The organism is Empedobacter brevis NBRC 14943 = ATCC 43319, from assembly GCF_000382425.1.
In the GTDB taxonomy this organism is placed as follows: domain Bacteria; phylum Bacteroidota; class Bacteroidia; order Flavobacteriales; family Weeksellaceae; genus Empedobacter; species Empedobacter brevis.
Genome location: NZ_KB908294.1, coordinates 154,812 through 175,139, shown reverse-complemented (window position 1 = coordinate 175,139; position 20,328 = coordinate 154,812). Strand labels below are relative to the sequence as shown.

Annotated in this window: 22 protein-coding genes; 15 read left to right on the top strand and 7 right to left on the bottom strand. The window is 33.6% G+C overall.

Annotated elements, in window-relative coordinates; translation table 11 throughout:
• Positions 1-54: 54 nt before the first annotated feature.
• The 5 genes from mscL to H277_RS0107920 form a co-directional block, all read right to left on the bottom strand.
• A complete protein-coding gene (mscL, locus tag H277_RS0107940) occupies positions 55-441 on the bottom strand; it encodes a large conductance mechanosensitive channel protein MscL (RefSeq protein WP_019975052.1) in 387 nt (128 codons plus the stop codon).
• Positions 442-470: 29 nt separating this feature from the next.
• Positions 471-1,367 carry a prolipoprotein diacylglyceryl transferase gene (gene lgt, locus H277_RS0107935; protein ID WP_019975051.1) on the bottom strand — a complete coding sequence of 299 codons (897 nt, stop codon included), beginning with the start codon at positions 1,365-1,367 and terminating at the stop codon, positions 471-473.
• A complete protein-coding gene (yidD, locus tag H277_RS0107930; RefSeq protein ID WP_019975050.1) occupies positions 1,367-1,600 on the bottom strand; it encodes a membrane protein insertion efficiency factor YidD in 234 nt (77 codons plus the stop codon). Before yidD ends, lgt begins: the two co-directional genes overlap by 1 nt.
• An 88-nt stretch (positions 1,601-1,688) precedes the next feature.
• The gene (locus tag H277_RS0107925; RefSeq protein WP_019975049.1) at positions 1,689-2,195 is read right to left on the bottom strand and encodes a thioredoxin family protein; all 507 of its coding nucleotides are present in this window, start codon (positions 2,193-2,195) and stop codon (positions 1,689-1,691) included.
• A 57-nt stretch (positions 2,196-2,252) separates the two neighbouring features.
• A complete protein-coding gene (locus tag H277_RS0107920; RefSeq protein WP_146810374.1) occupies positions 2,253-2,654 on the bottom strand; it encodes a hypothetical protein in 402 nt (133 codons plus the stop codon).
• A gap of 116 nt (positions 2,655-2,770) precedes the next feature.
• On the opposite strand from H277_RS0107920, the gene H277_RS0107915 reads away from it, so the two are divergent.
• The 3 genes from H277_RS0107915 (at position 2,771) to H277_RS0107905 (ending at position 5,045) form a co-directional block, all read left to right on the top strand.
• Positions 2,771-4,051, top strand: a complete 1,281-nt coding sequence (locus H277_RS0107915) for a replication-associated recombination protein A (RefSeq protein WP_019975047.1) — start codon at positions 2,771-2,773, stop codon at positions 4,049-4,051.
• A 213-nt stretch (positions 4,052-4,264) separates the two neighbouring features.
• Positions 4,265-4,684 (top strand): type II 3-dehydroquinate dehydratase, encoded by a 420-nt coding sequence (locus H277_RS0107910; RefSeq protein WP_019975046.1) that lies wholly within the window; start codon positions 4,265-4,267, stop codon positions 4,682-4,684.
• A gap of 37 nt (positions 4,685-4,721) precedes the next feature.
• Positions 4,722-5,045: a hypothetical protein gene (locus H277_RS0107905; protein ID WP_019975045.1), complete on the top strand. Its 324-nt coding sequence runs from the start codon at positions 4,722-4,724 to the stop codon at positions 5,043-5,045.
• Positions 5,046-5,082: 37 nt separating this feature from the next.
• On the opposite strand, the gene yihA is transcribed toward H277_RS0107905, so the two are convergent.
• On the bottom strand, positions 5,083-5,715 hold the full coding sequence (gene yihA, locus H277_RS0107900) for a ribosome biogenesis GTP-binding protein YihA/YsxC (RefSeq protein ID WP_019975044.1): 633 nt from the start codon (positions 5,713-5,715) through the stop codon (positions 5,083-5,085).
• A 3-nt stretch (positions 5,716-5,718) separates the two neighbouring features.
• Positions 5,719-6,501 carry an alpha/beta fold hydrolase gene (locus H277_RS0107895; RefSeq protein ID WP_019975043.1) on the bottom strand — a complete coding sequence of 261 codons (783 nt, stop codon included), beginning with the start codon at positions 6,499-6,501 and terminating at the stop codon, positions 5,719-5,721.
• A gap of 261 nt (positions 6,502-6,762) precedes the next feature.
• Here H277_RS0107895 and mraZ point away from each other — a divergent pair, with 261 nt between their 5' ends.
• From mraZ to ftsA, 12 genes are read left to right on the top strand one after another with little or no spacing between them, the layout of a single operon-like run.
• Positions 6,763-7,224, top strand: a complete 462-nt coding sequence (gene mraZ / locus H277_RS0107890) for a division/cell wall cluster transcriptional repressor MraZ (RefSeq protein WP_019975042.1) — start codon at positions 6,763-6,765, stop codon at positions 7,222-7,224.
• A complete protein-coding gene (rsmH, locus tag H277_RS0107885; RefSeq protein ID WP_019975041.1) occupies positions 7,217-8,122 on the top strand; it encodes a 16S rRNA (cytosine(1402)-N(4))-methyltransferase RsmH in 906 nt (301 codons plus the stop codon). The genes mraZ and rsmH overlap by 8 nt, the downstream gene beginning before the upstream one ends.
• 9 nt (positions 8,123-8,131) lie before the next feature.
• Entirely contained in the window at positions 8,132-8,491 is a 360-nt protein-coding gene (locus H277_RS18815; RefSeq protein WP_019975040.1) for an FtsL-like putative cell division protein, read from the top strand.
• The gene (locus tag H277_RS0107875; protein ID WP_019975039.1) at positions 8,469-10,451 is read left to right on the top strand and encodes a penicillin-binding protein; all 1,983 of its coding nucleotides are present in this window, start codon (positions 8,469-8,471) and stop codon (positions 10,449-10,451) included. Before H277_RS18815 ends, H277_RS0107875 begins: the two co-directional genes overlap by 23 nt.
• On the top strand, positions 10,448-11,911 hold the full coding sequence (locus H277_RS0107870; RefSeq protein ID WP_019975038.1) for a UDP-N-acetylmuramoyl-L-alanyl-D-glutamate--2,6-diaminopimelate ligase: 1,464 nt from the start codon (positions 10,448-10,450) through the stop codon (positions 11,909-11,911). Before H277_RS0107875 ends, H277_RS0107870 begins: the two co-directional genes overlap by 4 nt.
• A 3-nt stretch (positions 11,912-11,914) precedes the next feature.
• On the top strand, positions 11,915-13,156 hold the full coding sequence (mraY, locus tag H277_RS20180) for a phospho-N-acetylmuramoyl-pentapeptide-transferase (protein ID WP_019975037.1): 1,242 nt from the start codon (positions 11,915-11,917) through the stop codon (positions 13,154-13,156).
• A 3-nt stretch (positions 13,157-13,159) separates the two neighbouring features.
• Positions 13,160-14,494, top strand: a complete 1,335-nt coding sequence (murD, locus tag H277_RS20175) for a UDP-N-acetylmuramoyl-L-alanine--D-glutamate ligase (protein ID WP_019975036.1) — start codon at positions 13,160-13,162, stop codon at positions 14,492-14,494.
• Positions 14,495-14,516: 22 nt separating this feature from the next.
• Positions 14,517-15,716, top strand: coding sequence for an FtsW/RodA/SpoVE family cell cycle protein (locus H277_RS0107855; protein WP_019975035.1), 1,200 nt, complete (start codon positions 14,517-14,519; stop codon positions 15,714-15,716).
• Complete coding sequence (murG, locus tag H277_RS0107850) at positions 15,688-16,794, top strand: undecaprenyldiphospho-muramoylpentapeptide beta-N-acetylglucosaminyltransferase (RefSeq protein ID WP_019975034.1); 1,107 nt, start codon at positions 15,688-15,690, stop codon at positions 16,792-16,794. Before H277_RS0107855 ends, murG begins: the two co-directional genes overlap by 29 nt.
• A complete protein-coding gene (murC, locus tag H277_RS0107845) occupies positions 16,794-18,134 on the top strand; it encodes a UDP-N-acetylmuramate--L-alanine ligase (protein ID WP_019975033.1) in 1,341 nt (446 codons plus the stop codon). The genes murG and murC overlap by 1 nt, the downstream gene beginning before the upstream one ends.
• Complete coding sequence (locus H277_RS0107840; protein ID WP_019975032.1) at positions 18,124-18,867, top strand: cell division protein FtsQ/DivIB; 744 nt, start codon at positions 18,124-18,126, stop codon at positions 18,865-18,867. Before murC ends, H277_RS0107840 begins: the two co-directional genes overlap by 11 nt.
• Complete coding sequence (ftsA, locus tag H277_RS0107835) at positions 18,854-20,311, top strand: cell division protein FtsA (protein ID WP_019975031.1); 1,458 nt, start codon at positions 18,854-18,856, stop codon at positions 20,309-20,311. The genes H277_RS0107840 and ftsA overlap by 14 nt, the downstream gene beginning before the upstream one ends.
• Positions 20,312-20,328: the final 17 nt, after the last annotated feature.

Sequence of the window (20,328 nt, the reverse complement as noted above, 5' to 3'; positions counted from 1 at the left end):
TACTAAAAAAGGTTCGCAATTGCGAACCTTTTTTAGTATGAAATTGAGCAAAAACTAAGGTTTATTTTTCAATAAATCGCGAATTTCTGCTAATAATTCTTCTTGAGTTGGGCCAGCAGGAGCAGGTTCTTCTGCTGGAGCTTCTCTTTTCAACTTGTTTATTCCTTTAATCATGACAAATAAAGCAAAAGCAACAACAATGAATGAAATAGCAGCAGCTAAGAAGCTACCATATTTAATTGCAGTTCCCGGTATAACTAATGCAGCTAAATTTTCAGCATTAATGGCTTTTAATGCCGGATCTAATAATGCAGGTGTAATGATATCTTCAACCAACGAAGTTACAATTTTACCAAAAGCACCACCGATAACAACACCGACAGCTAAGTCTACAACGCTTCCTTTAGCGGCAAACTCTTTAAATTCTTTAAAAAATCCCATAAGTTTAAATATATTTCAAAAATTAAATATTAATTTGGTTGATATACTTCTAATCTGTTTTTAGAAGAGATAAATAAATAAAGTCCAATTATCATAAAAGGAATACTTAAAATTTGACCATTATTAAGTCCCATATTTAAGGCTTGAGCAACTGCTTCTTCTCCTTGATTTTCTTTATAAAATTCGACAATGAATCGAATTAAAAATAATAAAAATAAGAATACACCTAACAAAGCGCCTAAATATTTTCTTTTATCTGTTTTATAATACATAAAAAGCATAATAAAACCTAAGATGATATAACCTATCGCTTCGTAAATCTGAGCAGGGTGACGAGGAATAATTTCTCCATATCCCAAGCTTTGTTGATAGAATTTGACAGCCCATGGTAAGTCAGATGCTTTTCCTACAATTTCAGAATTATAAAAATTCCCGATACGTACAGCTGCTCCGCCAAACGGAACTACAACAGCCATTCTATCTAACAGCCATAGAACATTGCGATGCAAGTATTTTCTACTAAATAAATAAGAAGTTAGAATAACTCCTAATGCTGCTCCATGACTGGCTAATCCACTAAATCCAACAAATTCATAATCTTGTAATAATCCAAAAAAGGCTTCTTTTCCGGGAGCATGTTGTATAGGTAAAAAAACTTCAATAGGTCGTTCTATAAAAGCTGCAGGATCATAGAACAAATATTCTCCAAGTCTTGCCCCGGCTATAGCTCCGATAAAGGTGTATAGAAATAGAGGGTCTAATAATTCTTTTTTCTGGTTTTCTTTTTTGAATATGTTTGACATCAAATACCACCCGACAACAAAGGCGACAATCCAACATAAACTGTAAATATGTACTTTGAATCCCATTATTTCAAATAAATACGGTTTAGGATTCCAATCGATAAACGAAATTAAGTTAATCATTAAATTTTCTTTTTAGGTACAGGGTCGTAACCATGTCCTCCCCAAGGATGACAACGACCAATTCTTTTAGTTCCGAGCCACAAACCTTTTAGTAAACCATGTTCTTTTAATGCTTCAATCATATATGACGAGCAAGTTGGTTGATATCTACAATTGCTTCCCATCCAAGGGGAAATTGCGAATTGATAAAATCGCACCATTATAATAAATGGTTTTATCAAAAGGTTGTTCATCTCGCAAAGTTAATCAATAAGAGAAATAAAAAAGAATCAATCCTTGAGTATTATGTTTTCGGATTGATTCTTAGTTGTATACGATAAATTATTTTTTAATATAGCTTGCAGGGTCTAAGGCTTTATATGACCAATTTTGTAAAAACTCTAAAACAACTTTTGGATCATGACCTTTTGTTTCTTTGCTTTCCAAATAAGCTGAATTTTGTGTATGAATTAAATTTCCTTTTTCATCTAAAACAACAAAAACAGGAAAGCCAAAACGTTCTGGGTGTTTTAAAGCCGCTAAAGTTTCTTCATTTTTATTTTTAGGTGAATAATTAACATGAACAACTTCATAATTATTTGCCATATACTCTTTTATTTCCTGATTTTCTTTTGTCAATTTATCAAACATAATACACCAGGCGCACCAATTTCCTCCAATTTGCAATAGAACATGTTTCTTTTCTACAGCAGCTTTTTGTACTGCATTTGCAATATCTACTTTTGGATTTGCTTCTTCATTATAAATTTTTGGTTTTTCTGCTTGTTGACCAAATGCAAAGCTTAATGAGATAATCATTAAGCTAAAAAACATTGTTAATTTTTTCATTTCAAATTCTAAATATTCATTCGAATTTACAATAAAAAATTATGCCGAAAACGTTTTTTATGAATTAATAATAGTGTAGCATAAGTTTAGTTTTTTCTGAACGGAATTAATTTCACGATTTTTTTCATTGTTTTTGTTTGGATTAATAAAGTTAATCGAAAATTTAGATTCAAATTCTAATCGATCTAATTCTATTTCATAAAAATTAATTTGATGGTGTATTTGATTAAAATAATAATCAACGAGTTCGATATACATTAATTTAAGTGTTTGATTGACTTTGATGAATTCAATGAATTCTTGCAATTCAATCAAAAAATCAACCATTTGTTTGTTGATTTCTACTTGTTTATCTCTTAGTTCAATTTTTTTTAAATAATCTGTTGATAAAGTAATCTTATCACCTAAAAGTTGGTGCTTTCTTGTTAAAATTAAAGCACATTCTAACGCTTTCTTCATCATTTTAATTTTTATTCCAACGCAAATAAACTAAATCTAACTGTCAAAATACGTCGCCGAAAAAATCATTCATTTTGACAAAACATTCCCTAACTTTGAAATCTAAACAGGATTTTATGAATGCGCCTTTAGCTGAAAGAATGCGTCCAAAAACGCTTGAAGAATATATTAATCAGAAACATTTGATAGGAAATAATGGTCCTATAAAAATGATGTTGCAGCATGATATGATTGCTTCGATGATTTTTTGGGGACCTCCCGGAACCGGAAAAACGACACTTGCGCAATTAATATCAGAATTGACAGATCGTCCTTTTTATACATTGAGTGCAATTAATTCCGGTGTAAAAGAAGTGAGGGAGGTTATTGAAAAGGCAAAAAATCAGAACTTGTTTTCGGGTTCAAAAAATCCGATTCTATTTATAGATGAAATTCATCGTTTTAATAAATCGCAACAAGATAGTCTATTAGGTGCAGTAGAAACAGGGTTGGTCACATTAATTGGAGCAACAACTGAAAATCCGAGTTTTGAAGTTGTTCCGGCTTTACTTTCGCGCGCGCAAGTTTATGTGTTAAAACATCTTGAGAAAGATGATTTGATTGATTTAATAGAAAGAGCTATAAAAAAGGATGTCGTTTTATCAAAATTAAATATTGAACTAGTAGAAACAAATGCGTTGTTAAGGTATTCCGGAGGGGATGCAAGAAAATTATTGAATGGATTGGAATTAGTGATCAATAGTTTTTCTCCTTCAGATAAAATTATCATCAATGATGAAATTGTTCACGAGCGTATCCAGCAAAATCTTGCACGCTATGATAAAACAGGAGAGCAACATTATGATATTATTTCAGCATTTATTAAATCGATTCGCGGTTCTGATCCTAATGCTGCAGTTTATTGGTTGGCTCGAATGATAGAAGGTGGTGAAGATTTAAAATTTATTGCACGAAGGCTGTTGATTTCAGCTTCAGAAGATATCGGGAATGCCAACCCTACTGCTATGATTTTAGCGAATAATACGTTTCAGGCTGTCTCAGCAGTTGGTTATCCTGAATCTCGGATTTTGTTAAGTCAATGTGCGGTTTATTTAGCAAATTCACCGAAAAGTAATGCAACTTATTTAGCGATAGGTAAAGCGCAGCAAATTGTGAAACAGACCGGAGATTTGCCGGTTCCATTGCATTTACGAAATGCTCCGACGAAGTTAATGAAAGAGTTAGATTATGGGAAAGAGTATAAATATTCGCACGATTTTCCCGGTAATTTTGCAGAACAGGAGTTTTTGCCGGATGAAATTTCGGGAACAACTTTTTATGAACCAGGGGACAATAAACGTGAACAGGTCGATAAACAGTCACTTCATCAAAAGTGGAGAGGTAAATATGGTTATTAAAATAAAAATCTCAGCTATTTGCTATAGCTGAGATTTTAAGGTTTGGTTGATTTTTGGTTTAGATTGGTTATATTTTATGATATAGGGTTGGTGATTTAATATTCACAAGATTTGTGCCAAAAAGTTAATAATATGGATAAAAAGACTAAAAAATAAGAAAAAAATAAACTTTTTAACATCCGAATAGTGTTTAAAATTTATAAAATAAAGATAATGAAACAAATACAAATTATAAACGGTCCTAATTTAAATCTGCTTGGAGTTCGAGAACCGGAAATTTACGGAACACAAACGTTTGAAGATTTTTTTATTGAGATAAAAAAACAGTTTCCTGATATTTCGTTGCATTATTATCAATCGAATCATGAAGGAGATATTATTGATAAATTACATGAAGTGGGTTTTAAATATGAGGGAATTGTTTTAAATGCAGGTGCTTATACACATTATTCTTATGCAATAGCAGATGCAATAAAAGCAATTAAAACAAAGGTGATAGAGGTTCATATCTCTGATATTTATGCACGTGAAGATTTTAGAAAAAATAGCATAACAGGAGAAAGTTGTTTGAAAATTATTTCAGGAAAAGGTTTACCTGGTTATGTAGAAGCAATTCATGATTTTGTGAAATAACAAATAATCGTTACTTTAATAACTAAAATGAAAACTTATGAAAAGGAGTGTTTTAGGATTCATCTTAGGATTATCTGTTATGGGTTGTAACTCGAAGCCGGATAAAGAAGATGAGAATTTAAAAATTCAAGCGATGACTTCTTGTGAAAATGCTGCGATTACTCCTGAAATGTCAGGAGCAAAACAAAAATTAGTAAAAGATTATTGCAGTTGTTCTACAGATAAAATGATGGGAGAGTTTACATATGTTGAAATGATGCAAATGAACAATCCTTCACAGGAATTACAGGATCGATTAATGAAATTGGTTGAACCTTGTCTGAAAGAACTGAAAACTAAATCTGCTGAATTAGGTGAATAATAACGATTAAAAAAGTCGGAACTTAGTTCCGACTTTTTTAATATTCTTTTTTGTATTGCTCTTTTTTAAATTCGTCTACCAGGTGTTCGTTTAAACTATCAATGTATCCTAAAATCTCTAATTTACCGATTTTACTCGAAGAAGAACTTGCAAATATTTTAGGAAGTTCTTCCCATGTTTTTAATAATTCGTTTTTATAATGATTTAAATTTTTTTGCATTTGAGTACTTGTTAGTTTATCTAATTTTGTAAACACAATAGCAAAAGGAATCTGTTTGTTTCCTAACCACTCCATAAATTGTAAATCTATTTTTTGAGGAGCATGGCGCGAATCAATCAATAAAAAAACATTCACTAAGTTTTTACGAAATTCAATGTAATCGTAAATCATTTTATTGAATCCTCCGCGAACGCCTTTTGGAGCTTTCGCAAACCCGTAACCTGGTAAATCGGCTAAATACCAAGTGTCATCCATTTCGAATGTGTTGATAAGCTGAGTTTTACCTGGTGTTGCAGAAGTTTTAGCTAATGCTTTTTTTTCTGCTAACATATTAATTAAGGAAGATTTACCGACATTTGATCTGCCAATGAATGCATATTCTGGTTTGAATGGGTCCGGGCAATCTGTATATTTTTGTGAACTTTTTACAAATTCAGCTTTTTTAATCATAAATTATGCTTTAGTTGCTGGATCAAGTTGCTTTTCGATCAGCCATTTATGTAAAATTTCGTTAAATAATTCAGCATGTTCCATCATTGGAGCATGACCACATTTATCAATCCAATAAAGCGAAGCGTCCGGTAATTCTTCGTTAAACTCTATTGCAACCTCAGGAGGTGTAACATTATCTTGTTTTCCCCAAATTAAGCAAACTGGTACCTGAATGTCTTTTAAATCATTTTTCATATTAGATTTAATTGCATCTCGGGCAATATATAAAGTTTTGATGGCTTTACTTCTGTCATTTACAGTATCGAAAACATCATCAACAATTTCTTTTGTAGCAATTGCAGGATCATAAAAAACTTCACGTGTTTTACGTTCTACATATTCATAATTGCCGCGTTTAGGATAGGTTTCTCCAAAAGATTTTTCATATAACCCGGAGCTTCCTGTTAAACACAATGCTTTTACGTATTCAGGATGCCTATGGCAAACCATCAAGCCAATATGTCCGCCTAAAGAATTTCCGACTAAAATAGCTGGCTCTTTCACAACTTCTTCAATAAAATTGGCAACATGTTTTGCAATGTTTTTGATATTCGTATTAATAACAGATAAAGAATATAAGGGTAATTCCGGTGCGAAAACTTTATATCCTCTTTGCGCATAATAGTTTGTAAGTGAGCTGAAATTGCTAAGTTCACCCATTAAACCGTGAAGTAAAACAATTGGTTGTCCTTCTCCCTCTTCTATGTAAGAGAACTTATCTTTCTTTTTTAAGCTAAAAAACATTTACTCTATATTAAGTCGACAAATTTAATTAATTATATTTTTTAATTGGTGCTTTATCTAAAAAACTTTAAATGCAATGTTAACTATTCATTGAGACAAGGTCTATATAAATGTAAATTGACGAAATATACATGGTGTTTCCGTCATAAAAATCATAACTGTCTGATACTAAATTTTAAATTGTTGATAACTATTTCAATAAAAGTGGTAAAAAATGGTAATAAGTGGTAATATTTTTTTTATTTTTGAAAAAATTCTATCATGAATTCATTAATTGGAACATATGAGTGTAAGGTAGATACAAAGGGTAGACTCCCGATTCCAGCTGGTTTGAAAAAACAACTTGCTGATTATTTGGAAGATGGCTTTGTGTTGAAAAGATCTGTGTTTCAAAATTGTTTAGAACTTCATCCGATGAAAGAGTGGGAGAAGGTGATGAGCGATTTGAATAAATTGAATCGATTTGTGAAAAAAAATAATGATTTCATTAGGATTTTTACGGCTGGATTAAAAATTGTAGAAGTTGATGCAAATGGAAGGGTACAAATTTCAAAAGATTTAGTGAAATTTGCAGCAATTAATAAAGAAGTGGTTCTTAATTCTTCTGTAAACATGATCGAAATTTGGGACAAAGACAAATACGAAGAGTCGATTAATGTAGATGATATAGATTTTGCTTCTTTGGCAGAAGATGTAATGGGAAATTTAGGAGAAGATGAGTGAATATCATAATCCAGTGTTATTAAAAGAGAGTGTCGATGCATTAATTAGCAATGAATCGGGAATATATGTAGATTGTACGTTCGGGGGTGGAGGTCATTCTCGTGAAATATTAAATCGTTTGGATCAAAATGGGAAATTATTTTCATTTGATCAAGATGTTGATGCTGTTCGTAATAAAATTGATGACAATCGATTTGAGTTGGTTGAGCAAAATTTTAGATTCTTAAAAAATAATTTAAGATTTCGTGGAGTGAAACAAGTGGATGGTGTTTTGGGCGATTTGGGAGTTTCTTCTCATCAGTTCGATACGCCGGAACGCGGTTTTTCAACTCGTTTTGATGGAGAGTTGGATATGCGAATGAATCAGAATGCGAAGCTTTCAGCTAAAACGATTATTAATGAATACGAAGAAGAAGATCTTGCTCGTGTTTTTTATGATTTTGGAGAGTTACAAGGTTCTTATCGTTTAGCAAGAGAAGTTGTAAAAGCGAGAGCGGATAAGCAAATCAATACAATTGATGAATTGAAGCAGATTTTTTCATTTATTCCAAAGATGAAAGAGAATAAGTTTTTTGCACAAATGTTTCAAGCCTTACGTATCGAAGCAAATGATGAGATGGCAGCGTTGAAAGAGATGTTGACACAATGTGGAGAAGTGATTAAACCGGGCGGACGCCTGGTGATTATTTCTTACCATTCATTAGAAGATCGGTTAACGAAACGATACATGAAAAACGGAATGTTCGAAGGAGAGCCTGAACGTGATGTTTTTGGAAATTGGTCGGCTCCTTTCAAACCTTTGCAATCAAAGGTGATTGTGCCGACGCAAGATGAAATAAACGAAAATCCTAGGGCGCGAAGTGCAAAAATGCGTATTGCAGTGCGTAACGAAGATTAATAAATAGAAATGGCAAAAAAGAAGAAAATATTACCGGAGAAAAAAACTTTTACAGGTTTGTTGAGGGGTGAGTTTTTAATTAAAACTGGCTCGGAGCAAAACTGGAAGTTTATGATGTATTTGGTTGGTTTGGCTTTTTTGAGTATTTCGAGTTCGCATTTAGTAGATCAAAAAGTTGTTCGAATTGCTGAATTGCAAGATAAAGTAGAGGATTTAAAATCTCAATATACGGATAAGCATCGTGATTTGATGCGTATGCAATTGGAAACAGAAATTTTGGAGCGTACCGCAGTGTACGGTTTGAAGATTCCAGATAAACAACCTTATTATATAGTAGACAAAGTATATGACGAAGTCAGCGAAAAATAAAAACAATATTGTCATCAAAGGATGGGTGTTTGCCGGCGCAATAGCGATTTGGGCCATCTTTATTATTGTTTTTATGTTTCGAATTAATATTATAGAAGGTGTTGAATTAGAGCGTTTTGCTGAAAAAAATAATTTTAGATTAGATACCGTTACTGCTGAACGAGGTAATCTTTACGCTTCGAATGGCGCCTTAATGGCTACGACTGTTACAAAGCATAATATTTATGTTGATTTAACAGTTATTAAAGACGAATTATTTAAAACTGAAATGCATAATCTTGCCGATTCTTTAGGTAAGATGTTTACTAAATCTCCGTCTTATTTTTACGATAAATTTTCTACAGAACGTAAAAAGAAAAATCGCTACATGATGTTGGTGAAAGATTTGGATTATGAACAATATCAACGTATCAAGAAATTTCCAATCTTTAACAAAGGTCAAAACAAAGGTGGTTTTATCCATGAGACAGAATCAAAAAGAGAATTAATTGTTCAGGATATAGGCATTCGGACAATAGGTTATGATGATCAACGTGGAAAAGTGGGGTTAGAAGGTGCTTATTCTGACCTGTTAAGCGGGATTGAAGGGCGTCGTTGGGAACAATTTATGGGGCGTGGAAAATGGAAGCCAATGAAAAGTTGGGAGCAGGAACCTCAAGCAGGCTCTTCTGTTTATACCACAATTGATGCCGATTTACAAATGGTAGCCTATGATGCTTTGTATAAGCAGCTTTCTGAATTTGAAGCACAACACGGAAGTGTGGTTGTAATGGAAGTTCAGACTGGTAAAGTTCGCGCTATAGTTAATCTGTCCCGAAAAAAAGACGGAACTTACATCGATGACTACAATTATGCTGTAGGTGAAGCTGCTGAACCAGGGTCAACATTTAAAACTGTTTCGTTGCTTGCTGCAATGGATGATGGTTATATCAATAAAAACTCTACAATAGAAACCGGAGGAGGAAGTTATAAATTCTATGGGCGTACGATAACGGATACACACGGTTATGGAACATTGACAGTAGATGGAGTGATAAAAAAATCATCTAACATTGGTACAGCAAAAATCATCAATAAATATTACGGAGAAAATCCAAAAACTTTTTTCGAGAAGATGGATAAATGGCATATGACTTCTCCGTTGGGAGTGGATATTCTCGGTGAAGGTCGACCTATTATGCATCGTCCTGATAGTAAATCCTGGAGTAATATTACATTACCTGTTATGGGATATGGTTATGGATTACAACTAACTCCGATTCAAATTGTAACTTTTTATAATGCTGTTGCTAACAATGGTAAAATGTTGAAACCATTGTTTATGGATAAAATTACCCGTAAAGGTGAACCGGATAAGATTTTTGAGCCTGTTGTTTTAGTAGAACAATTAACCTCTTTGGAGAATGTAAAGCAAATGCAGGAAATGCTTCGCGGAGCAGTAGAACAAGGAACAGGTCGTATTATTAGTAACAGTAATTATGATATAGCAGGTAAAACAGGAACAGCTCGTGTTGATTATTGGAAAAGAGATGGCAAAGGAATGCAGTATCGTGCATCTTTTGCAGGATATTTTCCGGCAGAAAAACCGAAGTATTCATGTATTGTAGTTGTGCATAAACCAAATACAGCGAAAGGGTTTTATGGAGGTAGCGTAACTGCTCCGGTTTTTAAGAAAATAGCTGATTGGGTGTATTCGAAAACTCCTATACCTTTGCCGCGCGATTTAGTAAAAAGAAATGCGGTGAAGGAGTTTAAGAAAGGAGATGATATTAAAGTAGGTGATTCTAAAAATATCGTACCGAATGTTACCGGACATACAGGTTCTAAAGCGATTCCGATATTGGAAAATTTAGGTTTAGATGTGCAGTATTCAGGATTTGGAAAGGTGACAAATCAATCCATTCCTGCAGGAACAAGATTTAAGAAGGGTGAGACAATTTATTTAATGTTGGAAGGATGAGAAATTTAGTTGATTTATTGTATAAAGTTTCCATCTCAGAAACGATTGGTTCAACAAAAGTTGAGGTCAATAATATTCAATTTGATTCAAGGAAAGTGTCAAAAGATGATGTTTTTGTTGCTGTAAATGGAGTTACAGTTGACGGGCATCACTATATAGATAAAGCGATAAGTTTAGGCTCGAAAGTCGTAATTTGTGAGGTTTTTCCGGAAAGTTTAGTAGAAGGAGTAACCTATATAAAAGTAGAGAATTCAACAATTGCATTAGGGATTTTAGCGTCTAATTTTTATGATAATCCGACAAAAGATTTAAAATTAGTTGGAATTACAGGAACAAATGGGAAAACAACAACAACAACATTGTTGTACGAATTGTTTACAAAATTAGGATATGCTTGCGCGTTGATTTCTACAATTAAAATTGTAATTGATGGAGAAGTAATCCCTTCTACACATACAACGCCGGATATTTTGACTTTGAATAAAATGTTTCGGGAAGCGGTGAATAAGGGGTGTGAATTTGCTTTTATGGAAGTTTCTTCGCATGGTATTCATCAGAACAGAATTGCAGGATTGCATTTCGAAGTTGGAGGATTTACAAATATCACACACGATCATTTAGATTATCATAAAACGTTTGCTAACTATCTTGCGGCTAAAAAGAAATTCTTTGACGATTTGCCAAAAACATCTACAGCAATTTCGAATGCAGATGATAAAAACGGAAAAGTAATGCTTCAGAATACAGTTGCTGCAAAAAAAATGTATGCACTAAAAACGGATGCAGATTTTAAAGGGAAAATTATTGAACATCAATTTGATGGAATGCAGTTAGAATTTAATGGAAAAGAATTCTGGACTTCTCTGATTGGTCAGTTCAATGCATATAATTTATTATTGGTTTTTGGTGTAGCATCAATTTTAGGACAAGATGAATTGGAAGTTCTAAAAGCATTGAGTATACTTGGAAATGTAGACGGGCGTTTTCAGACGTTCAAGACACAAGCAGGAATTATTGTGATTGTTGATTATGCACATACACCTGATGCTTTAGAGAATGTTTTGGATACAATAGAAGGAATTCGTACAAAAAACGAGAAATTAGTTACAGTAGTTGGTTGTGGAGGAGACCGTGATAAAACAAAACGACCTGAAATGGCAGATATTGCAAGTGGAAAATCAAATCTTGTCATTTTTACGTCAGATAATCCAAGAACAGAAGATCCTGAAGAAATTCTTCGTGATATGGAAGTAGGTGTAAAACCACAATTTTATAATCGCACATTGAAGATTACAGATCGTAAAGAAGCAATTAAAACAGCGCTTAAAATGGCTGAACCAAAAGATATTATTTTAATCGCGGGTAAAGGTCACGAGACGTATCAAGAAATTAACGGAGTAAGAACACATTTTTCTGATGTAGAAGTCGCATCAGAATTGAGTAAAATATTGAACAAATAAAGAATGTTATACTATTTATTCGATTATTTAGAAGGTATTCATTTTCCAGGAGCACGTATGTTCCAGTACACGTCTTTTCGTGCGGGAATGGCAATTTTATTAGCAATGTTTATCAGTTTGTTTTACGGAAAACGAATTATTAGTTATTTACGTAAAGAGCAAATGGGAGAAATTGTTCGCGATTTAGGGTTAAAAGGACAAATAGAAAAAGCAGGAACGCCTACAATGGGTGGTCTCATTATTATTTTGGCAACATTAATTCCTACTTTACTATTTGCAAGATTAGATAATATTTATATTATCATTTTGTTGGTTTCAACAATTTGGTTAGGTGTCATTGGTTTTTTAGACGATTACATCAAAGTTTTTAAGAAGAACAAAGAAGGTTTACAGGGAAAGTTTAAAATTTTAGGACAAATAGGACTTGGAGTTGTAGTAGGTTTAATGCTTTATTTTAGCCCAACAGTAACTGTAAAACACCAAGAGAATAGAGTGAAAGCTTCTGCAGGGACTGAGATGACGGAATATAACAAATCAATAAAGTTTGGAGCAGAAGAAAAAACATTAGAAACAACAATGCCTTTTGTAAAAGGAAATGAATTTAACTATTCAGATATTTTATTCTGGATGGAGGCACAAGATCGTCCGACTTGGGCAGTTGCAGCAATATTCATTTTCGCTGTAATTTTTATCATTACAGCAGTTTCAAATGGAGCAAATTTAACAGATGGTATCGATGGTTTAGCAGCAGGTAGTTCGGCTGTAATTATGGCTGCAATAGCTATGTTTGTTTTCGTTTCAGGAAATATCATGTTTGCCGATTATTTGAACATTATGTTTATTCCTCGCTCTGAAGAAGTCTTAATTTTTTGTGGGGCGTTTCTTGGAGGTTTGATAGGGTTTATTTGGTACAACACCTATCCGGCTCAAGTATTTATGGGAGATACAGGAAGTTTGACAATTGGAGGTGTTATTGCTGTTTTAGCTATCATTGTTCGTAAAGAGTTGCTCTTACCTATTTTATGCGGAATATTTTTCGCAGAAAGTTTATCGGTAATGTTACAGGTCTCTTATTTTAAGTATACGAAAAAGAAATTTGGTGAAGGTCGCAGAATCTTTTTGATGTCTCCTCTACATCACCATTTTCAGAAATTGGGTTATCACGAAAGTAAAATAGTGGTACGTGCAATTATTATCGGAATCATTTTAGCGGTAATTAGTATCATTACCTTAAAGATTAGATAAAAAATGAAGAGATTAGTCGTTTTAGGAGGAGGAGAAAGTGGTGTAGGAACAGCTATTCTTGCGAAGAAAGAAAACTTAGATGTTTTTCTTTCAGACATGGGGCAAATAAAAAATAATTATAAACAACTTTTGGAGGAGTATGGAATTGCTTATGAAGAAGGTCAGCATACGGAAGAGTTAATTTTGAATGCGGACGAAGTAATGAAAAGTCCGGGTATTCCAAAGAAAGCAGCACTAATTCAGAAATTAGAAAAGAAAGGAATTTCAATTATTTCTGAAATTGAATTTGCGTCTCGTTACACAGATGCAAAAATTATTGCGATAACAGGATCTAATGGAAAAACAACAACAACAAGTTTGATGTTCCATATCCTGAAGCAAGCTGGATTAAATGTAGGATTAGGTGGTAACATCGGGAAAAGTTTTGCAAAATCTGTAGCAGAAGACAACTTCGATTATTATGTATTGGAAGTGAGTAGTTTTCAACTAGATGATATTAAAACAGGCTTCAAGCCCTATGTTTCGATTTTATTAAACATTACACCAGATCATTTAGACCAATACGAATATCAGTTTGATTTGTATGCAAAGTCTAAATTCAGAATTACTGAAAACCAAGATGAAAACGATTATTTTATCTATAATCTTGACGATCCAAAAATAATGGAGATGATTGATCAGATGAATATTCGTGCAAATCGTAAACCGTTCACAATGAAGGATGCAACAAATGAAGCATACGCAGACAATGAATTGTTCCGTGTGAACGATTCGAATGGTGATTTTACAATGTTAGTGAATAATTTAGGATTAATAGGAAAACACAATGTTTCCAATTCATTGGCAGCTGCTGTAGCAGCAAAAATTATTGAAATTAATAATGAGGAACTAAGAAAGAGTTTATCAGATTTTAAATCTGTTGAACACCGCTTAGAACCAGTTTTAACAATTGGAGGGATTGATTTTATCAATGATTCTAAAGCAACGAATGTGAATGCAACTTATTTTGCTTTAGAAAGTATGACAAAACCAATTGTTTGGATTGTTGGAGGAAAAGATAAAGGAAACGATTACAATGAGGTGTTACCTTTTGTGAAAAAGAAAGTAAAAGCTATTGTTTGTTTAGGTGTTGATAACTCAAAGCTTGTCGAATTTTTTAGTCCATACATTGAGACAATTATCGAAACAAATACGATGAAAGATTGTGTAGAACAATCGTATAAATTAGCAACAAAAGGAGAAGCGGTTTTATTGTCACCTGCCTGCGCAAGTTTCGATTTGTTCAGTGGTTACGAAGATCGTGGAAATCAATTCAAAGAAAACGTACGCAAATTATAATTTATAATAACAGAACCAATCAATGTCTAACATCGTACAAAAATATTTTAAAGGGGATAAACCTCTTTGGGCTTTCATCTTATTGTTAGCTTTATTTTCGTTCTTACCTGTTTATTCAGCAAGTTCTAACTTGGTGTATACAGTAGGCTCAGGAACTATTTTTGGACACTTGGCAAAACATGCCGTCATTTTATTGATTGGGTTATTGATTATTTATGGATTGCAACGTGTAGACTATCGTTGGTTTGGACTATTTGCTTTAAGTGCGGTCGTTTTGCTCTCAGGAGTTTTAGCCATTACCCTTATACAAGGACAGACTATTGGCGGTGCGAATGCAGCGCGTTGGTTGACAATTCCTGGAACAGGAATTGGAATTCAACCTTCCATGATTGCATCTCAAGCATTATTGGTTTATATAGCTCGTTATTTGACAAAAAACAGAGACAAAGAATACACCTGGAAAAATACAGCTTTGCCATTATTCTTACCAATCCTTGTAATTGTTGGATTGATTTTTCCTTCTAATGGATCAACAGCGTTGATGTTAGCAGGAATGTGCGGTATATTATTGATTATAGGCGGATTTCCATTCAAATATTTGTTTACGATAGCTGCAACAGGATTGATTCTTGGAGGAGGATTCGTTTGGCTAGCTTTATCTCGACCGGATTTGGTTACAAATTCACGTGTGCACACATGGATGTCGCGTATAGAAAAATTTAATGATGACTCAGGGTTAGAGAGTTACCAGGTTTTACATGCTAAGGCAGCTATTGCACGAGGATTGAATGAAATGGCTGGGCCAGGAAAAAGTGTTTTTAAGCAAACTCTCCCTCAGTCCTCATCCGATTTTATCTTTGCTATTATTGTGGAAGAATATGGTGCTATTGGTGCAATTTTATTGATCGGAATTTTTCTTCTGATTTTAATTCGAATTTGTATCATCGCATCTAAAATTCATACCATATTTGGTACATTACTTGTATTTGCAGTGGGCTTACCAATTATAATACAAGCTATGGTAAATATGGCAGTAGCCGTTAATTTGATTCCGGTGACAGGTCAACCATTACCAATGATTAGTTATGGAGGAACATCCATTTGGATGACATGTATTTCATTCGGAATAATTTTGAGTGTAAGTACTCAAATAAAATCGAAAGAAGAATTAGAACAAGATAGAAAAGTATTAAGTGAAGAATACATCGAAGACATCGCCTAAAATTTTAATCAGTGGTGGAGGAACAGGTGGACATATTTATCCGGCCATTGCGATCGCAGACGAAGTAAAACGTCGTTTGCCGGATGCACAAATTTTGTTTGTAGGGGCAGAAGGAAGAATGGAGATGGAGAAAGTGCCAAAAGTTGGTTATACGATAAAAGGTTTGCCAATTTCTGGATTTGATAGAAGTAACATGAAAGCGAATTTTAATTTCCCTTTCAAATTGATAAAAAGCTTAAGCCTGGCAAAGAAGATTTACAAAGATTTTCAACCGGATTTAGCTGTTGGTACAGGAGGTTACGCAAGCGGACCGATGTTGTGGATTGCTGGAAATAAAAATGTTCCAATTTTATTACAAGAGCAGAATTCGTTTCCCGGAATTACCAACAAAATTTTGAAAAACAAAGCCGCTGCAATTTGCACTGCGTACGAAGGAATTTCTCAGTTTCCACAGCAAAAAGTGCATTATACAGGAAATCCGATTCGTGCCGAAATTTTTCAGAATTTACCTTCAAAAGCAGAAGCAATTTCAGCGTTTGAATTGGATACAGAGAAACCAACTATTTTATCAGTTGGTGGTTCGCAAGGATCAAGAGCAATGAACAATGCTTGGTTAGAAAACTTAGATGAATTTGTTGCGAGTGGCGTTCAGTTAATTTGGCAGACAGGGAAGTTGGATTATCACAAAATCAAAAATATCGTTGGTGATAAATATCCGACAATTCATGTAACCGAATTTATTTATAACATGAAAGATGCATATGCCGCTTCAGATATGATTGTATCTCGTGCAGGTGCAATGGCAATTTCAGAATTGTGTATTGTTGGAAAAGCGACCATTTTGCTTCCATTACCAACTGCGGCAGAAGATCATCAAACTAAAAATGCGGAAGCTTTGGTAAAGAAAGATGCTGCAATTATGGTGAAAGATGCTGAGGCCAAACAAACTTTAGTCAAAGAAGTAATCGCTTTGGCAAATAATGAAGAATTAAAAAATAAATTATCTCAAAATATCAAGCAATTAGGTAAGCCTAATGCGACAAAAGAGATTGTAGATATATTATTGAATTTATTATAATGAATATTTTAGATAAAACATATTATTATTTCATCGGTGCAGGAGGAATCGGAATGAGCGCTTTGGAACGTTTCTTCAAGTCAATTGGTAAAAATGTGGTTGGTTATGACAAAACGCAAACTGAGCTGACAACTGAATTGATTGCTGAAGGAATTGATATTCATTTCGAAGATAACATTGATTTAATTCCTGCAGGAATTAATCAAGAAAATACATTGGTGATTTACACGCCGGCAGTACCAAAAGATCATACAGAATTGAATTATTTTTTGGTAAACGATTTTAAGGTCATGAAGCGTTCTGAGGTATTAGGTGAAATTACAAAACATACGTACAATATTGGTGTTGCAGGAACCCATGGGAAAACCACAACATCATCAATTTTAGGCCATATTCTAAAAGTTGCGAATGTAGAATGTACAGCTTTTTTAGGAGGTATTGCAGAAAATTATGATTCGAATATCATCTTAAATGGTTCTAAATATACCGTTGCAGAAGCAGATGAATTTGACCGTTCTTTTTTACGTCTTTCTCCAAAGCTGGCGATTATCACATCTGATGATGCAGATCATTTGGACATTTATGGAGAGAGAGAGGAAGTAAAAAAATCATTTCAAGAGTTTGCAGCAATTGTTGAAGAAAAATTATTTGTTCACAAAGGTTTGCCTTTTGATAATGCTTTTACATATGGTGTCGATTTAGATGCAGATTATAATGCACACAATGTAAGAATTATTGATGGACATTATGTATTTGACGTCAAAATGCCACATGGCACATTGAAAGATGTTGGAATTTTATTGCCGGGACATCATAACATGGAAAATGCAATAGCAGCTTTAGCTGTGGCAGATTATATGGGTGTTCCACATAATAAAATAAAAGAAGCTTTATCCACTTTTGTAGGGGTGAAAAGGCGTTTTAATCGTTTTGAATCAAATGGAAAGATTTACATCGATGATTATGCGCATCACCCAACTGAATTGGATGCAGTAATTCGTTCCGTTCGTGAATTGTACCCGGAAAAAAAAGTGTTAGGTGTATTTCAACCACATTTATTTACACGTACACGGGATTTTGCGGAAGAGTTCGGACAAAGTTTAAGTCAATTAGATAGTTTGATTTTGCTAGATATTTATCCTGCAAGAGAGTTGCCAATTGAAGGAATTACGTCAAATTGGCTGCTTGAAAAGGTAGATTTAAAAGAAAAAATAGTATCTTCATTAGAAGATAGTTTAACCGAAATCAAAAAACAAGATTTTGATGTATTATTAACTGTCGGAGCAGGTAATATAGATACAATTGTTAAACCAATAAAAGAGTGGTTAGGTGAAGCGTAAATTGAAAATCATAAAAGTGATTTTTGGAATTGCCCTACTGATCGGTTTGATTAGTTTTACGGTAATTAAAAATGCTTCACGTCCAGTGGAAAAATTAGACGTAGCCTTTGTTCAGCCGGTTGAGAATTATTTTATCAATGATGAATCGATAAGAGAAATTATCAATAAAGAAGGAAAAGATATTCTGAAACAAACTTTGAAAGAGGTGGATGTGAAAGATATCGAACAAAAAGTAAATGAAAGCCCATTTGTGGATTCTGTACAGGTAAGTAAAGATATTAATGGACATTTACGGCTTGATATAAAAGCGAAAACAGCAGTTGCTAGAGTGAAAACGCTGAAAAATGAATTTTATTTGACAACAAAAGGCGATAAAATGCCTTTATCTAAATTAAGTTCAGCGGATGTAATTTTAGTTTCTGGTGATGTAAAACCGAATGAATATGAGGATTTGAGTAAATTTGTATACGCTTTAAAAGCAGACGATTTATTAAAAAATCACATCATTGCAATTCAAAAAGTAGGACAACGTTCATTCAATTTAATTGTTAATACAGGAAACTATTATATAGAATTAGGAACCTTAAATAACTTTGAACAAAAGTTACACAATCTAAAGTTATTCTATAATCAATACATTGATTTTATAGGAACAGAAGATTATGAAAAATTGAGCTTAAAATTTGTGAACCAAGTTGTAGCAACCAAACGAATAAAAAATGGAGAACAATAGTAAGATTGCAGTTGGCTTAGACATAGGAACTACAAAGATTGTAGCACTTGTCGGAAGAAAAAATGAAAACGGAAAAATCGAAATTCTTGGACATGGACAAGCGAAAAGTTTAGGTGTCCACAGAGGGGTAGTGAATAATATTACACAAACCATTAATTCGATAAAAGAAGCAATTGAAAAAGCTGAAAGGTCTTCAGGTGTTAAGATTACTGATGTAACCGTTGGAATCGCCGGTCAGCATATTCGTAGCTTACAACATAGTGATTATATTACACGTACCAATTCTGAAGACGTGATTGATGATAATGATTTGAAATTATTAACCAATCAGGTTTATAAATTGGTCATGTTACCAGGAGAAGAAATTATCCATGTTCTTCCTCAGGAGTTTAAAGTTGATAATGAAGGTGAAATCCGAGAACCAATCGGAATGTATGGTAGCCGTTTAGAGGCGAACTTTCATGTGGTTGTAGGGCAGGTTTCATCCATTAGAAATATTGCACGTTGTGTAAAAGCTGCCGGTTTACGTTTAGCAAGTATTACGTTAGAGCCTATTGCTTCATCAAGCGCTGCTCTAAGTGAAGAAGAAAAAGAAGCTGGAGTTGCTTTAATCGATATAGGTGGTGGGACAACTGACATTGCAATTTTTAAAGATAATATCATTCGACATACTTCTGTTATTCCGTTTGGTGGTAATGTAATTACAGAAGATATTAAAGTTGGGTGTTCAATCATCGGAAAACAAGCAGAGGCACTTAAAGAAAAATTTGGTTCTGCATGGCCAGGTGAAAATAAAGAAACTGAAATTGTATCGATTCCCGGATTAAAGGGACGAGAGGCAAAAGAAATATCATTAAAAAGATTGTCACAAATTATCCATGCACGTGTGCAGGAAATTTTAGAACAAGTATATTTGGAATTGAAAAATTACGGTTGCGAAGATCAAAATAAGAAATTGATTGCAGGAATCGTCTTAACAGGAGGTGGATCTAAGTTGAAACACATTCGTCAATTGACCGAATACGTTACTGGAATGGATGTGCGAATAGGTTATTCGAATGAACATATTGTAGGAGCTAAAGCAGAAGAAATTAGTGGGCCAGAATATGCAACATCTGTAGGATTGTTGATGAAAGGTTTGGAAGAGTTAGAGGCAAATTATCAGCACGAAATCTACGAGAAACCGGTCATTAATAATTTGAACAACCAAGAAGAATTAGAAATAGGTATTCGTCCAGCTCAACCAAAACAATCAACAAAAGTATCACAAGTTGAGGTTGAAGTGGAAGAAGACGTCAGAAAACCTAAAAGAGAAGAAGTTGTAGACGAATTATTAGACCAAGAAATTGGTGATAAGAAAGAGACAAAATCAAAACCAGAAAAGAAGAATTTCTTTTCTAAATGGACGGATAAATTTATCCAAATGATCAACGAAACTGAATAATAAGAATAAACTAGAAT

Coding starts and splice junctions, on each gene's coding strand:
- yidD (WP_019975050.1), bottom strand. CDS start 1,600: ATGAACAACCTTTTGATAAAACCATTTATTATAATGGTGCGATTTTAT.
- murC (WP_019975033.1), top strand. CDS start 16,794: ATGAATATTTTAGATAAAACATATTATTATTTCATCGGTGCAGGAGGA.
- H277_RS0107855 (WP_019975035.1), top strand. CDS start 14,517: ATGTCTAACATCGTACAAAAATATTTTAAAGGGGATAAACCTCTTTGG.
- mraY (WP_019975037.1), top strand. CDS start 11,915: ATGTTATACTATTTATTCGATTATTTAGAAGGTATTCATTTTCCAGGA.
- murD (WP_019975036.1), top strand. CDS start 13,160: ATGAAGAGATTAGTCGTTTTAGGAGGAGGAGAAAGTGGTGTAGGAACA.
- rsmH (WP_019975041.1), top strand. CDS start 7,217: ATGAGTGAATATCATAATCCAGTGTTATTAAAAGAGAGTGTCGATGCA.
- H277_RS0107905 (WP_019975045.1), top strand. CDS start 4,722: ATGAAAAGGAGTGTTTTAGGATTCATCTTAGGATTATCTGTTATGGGT.
- ftsA (WP_019975031.1), top strand. CDS start 18,854: ATGGAGAACAATAGTAAGATTGCAGTTGGCTTAGACATAGGAACTACA.
- mraZ (WP_019975042.1), top strand. CDS start 6,763: ATGAATTCATTAATTGGAACATATGAGTGTAAGGTAGATACAAAGGGT.
- lgt (WP_019975051.1), bottom strand. CDS start 1,367: ATGATTAACTTAATTTCGTTTATCGATTGGAATCCTAAACCGTATTTA.
- H277_RS0107910 (WP_019975046.1), top strand. CDS start 4,265: ATGAAACAAATACAAATTATAAACGGTCCTAATTTAAATCTGCTTGGA.
- H277_RS0107915 (WP_019975047.1), top strand. CDS start 2,771: ATGAATGCGCCTTTAGCTGAAAGAATGCGTCCAAAAACGCTTGAAGAA.
- mscL (WP_019975052.1), bottom strand. CDS start 441: ATGGGATTTTTTAAAGAATTTAAAGAGTTTGCCGCTAAAGGAAGCGTT.
- H277_RS18815 (WP_019975040.1), top strand. CDS start 8,132: ATGGCAAAAAAGAAGAAAATATTACCGGAGAAAAAAACTTTTACAGGT.
- H277_RS0107920 (WP_146810374.1), bottom strand. CDS start 2,654: ATGAAGAAAGCGTTAGAATGTGCTTTAATTTTAACAAGAAAGCACCAA.
- H277_RS0107875 (WP_019975039.1), top strand. CDS start 8,469: ATGACGAAGTCAGCGAAAAATAAAAACAATATTGTCATCAAAGGATGG.
- H277_RS0107870 (WP_019975038.1), top strand. CDS start 10,448: ATGAGAAATTTAGTTGATTTATTGTATAAAGTTTCCATCTCAGAAACG.
- H277_RS0107895 (WP_019975043.1), bottom strand. CDS start 6,501: ATGTTTTTTAGCTTAAAAAAGAAAGATAAGTTCTCTTACATAGAAGAG.
- H277_RS0107925 (WP_019975049.1), bottom strand. CDS start 2,195: ATGAAAAAATTAACAATGTTTTTTAGCTTAATGATTATCTCATTAAGC.
- yihA (WP_019975044.1), bottom strand. CDS start 5,715: ATGATTAAAAAAGCTGAATTTGTAAAAAGTTCACAAAAATATACAGAT.